Annotated in this window: 1 protein-coding gene; it reads right to left on the reverse strand. The window is 34.0% G+C overall.

Annotated features, from left to right (window positions below; all coding sequences use genetic code 11):
• Positions 1-180 precede the first annotated feature (180 nt).
• A partial coding sequence (locus AAEO59_RS16315) for a hypothetical protein (protein WP_341701808.1) occupies positions 181-1,662 on the reverse strand: 1,482 nt, incomplete at its 5' end.

Raw genomic sequence — 1,662 nt, forward strand, 5'->3', positions numbered from 1 at the left:
GGCACATTCAGAAGTAATCTATCTTTTGAATAAAAATTAAAGAAAATGACCGATTTTAGATATCCATTATCGGTCATTTTTGCTTTTTGAGATTTTTCAAGATATAGTTTCGGCTAAAAAACAGATTTTTACTCTCAACAGGACACACTACTCCCATCAAAGTTAGTTTTCATTTTTTTTTTAGGCTACTAAACTTTTAAATTGTGAGTTGTAAATTCTTTTTCCAATTTCAAGAGCATTGGCGGTATGGATGCCGAAAAAGATCCAAAGTATCTCACTTTTTTGGGTTTTGGCTTTGATTTTTCTCAGATTGTAATGTTCTTTTTCTTTACCAAAACTTCCCTCTAAGCGTGTAGCACGCTCTTTTTTGATTTCTTTGGCTAAAATTTTACGTTGCTCTTCGTTTTTACCTGCTTTGCCTTTTCGGACAAAATCGGTTTGGATATTGTTTGAAGTGGTAAATGTCCGGTTTTTATTGGTGGCATAAATAGCATCTGCTCCCAGCATTTTTACTTTGGTTTTGGTCAGGTTTTGAGCGCAAAAGATACTGCTTTGCAGACGGGTTCCTTCGTTGAAAGCTCGATATTGAATGTGTTCAATAAAATTAATTCCGTCTATTTGAATTTTATTGACTTTGGCCCCAAACTCTACTTGTTTAACTTCTTTACCACGTACTATGGGACGAATGTAACTTTTACTGATGCTCACAATCCTATCGGGAACACTTTTTCCGGTTTTGAATATTTGTGCCTGTTGCTGATAAACTTTAGCTACAATGGCACGTTGTTGTTTGTATTTAGCAGTGGCTTCAAAGCTGTTTTGGTTCTCTATTTTGCTGAGTTCCCCATTGAGTTTGTACAATAATTTCAGGAGTCCACGAGTTACTTTAGTGCGGTATTTTGATTGCTTTTTTCTCTTTTTGGAATATTCATTATAGCGTCTGCACCAATCCAAATACTTGGTTCTGGGTAATTTTATTTTCAAAATCCGACATAAAGATTCTATTTGTTTATAGTTCCACTGAACACATTCCCAAAGCAATTTTTGGTTAGTTGGGAAACGCACTTCACTCTCATAACAAGTGGCATCAGTAAAGATTTTGTCCAAATCTTTCATGTAAGGAATCCAGGTCTTGGTCAATATTTCCTGAGATTTTCTAATGTTCATTGATTTGGAAAGTTCCATCCTGATTTGACTCACGATTTTAAAGTTGGTCAATGGTTGGTTAATAGGAATGAGAATATCGCAAAAAAACTGCATGAAAATATTACCGTTCAAAAGCTCTATGAGCTTTTTGTCTGAACAACCGTAGTAGTTTTTGAGCATCATTAGGGCAATTTTTCCCTTAGGACTAAAATAACAATGAGTCCCTTTTTTAGAATCTTTCAATTTGAAAGATTGGCTAAGCTCAGAAAAAGGCGTGGAAAGGTATATTTTACCCAAATCGGTTTTTAGAAATTGGTCGTAAAAACAATCAAAATCTTTATTAATGATAAAAATTGGAATTTCGTATTGAAATTCGCTTAAACGTACTATTTTTGGCATCACACTATAAAAGAAAACCCCGTTTTTGACTCCTTTTGAGCAATTTCGGGGTTTGTTTCTTCTAATATAATACCTATTTTTATGAAAAACAATAGATTGAGGTATTATGAATATGCC

This window comes from Flavobacterium flavipallidum, assembly GCF_038289905.1.
GTDB classification, from domain to species: Bacteria; Bacteroidota; Bacteroidia; order Flavobacteriales; family Flavobacteriaceae; genus Flavobacterium; species Flavobacterium flavipallidum.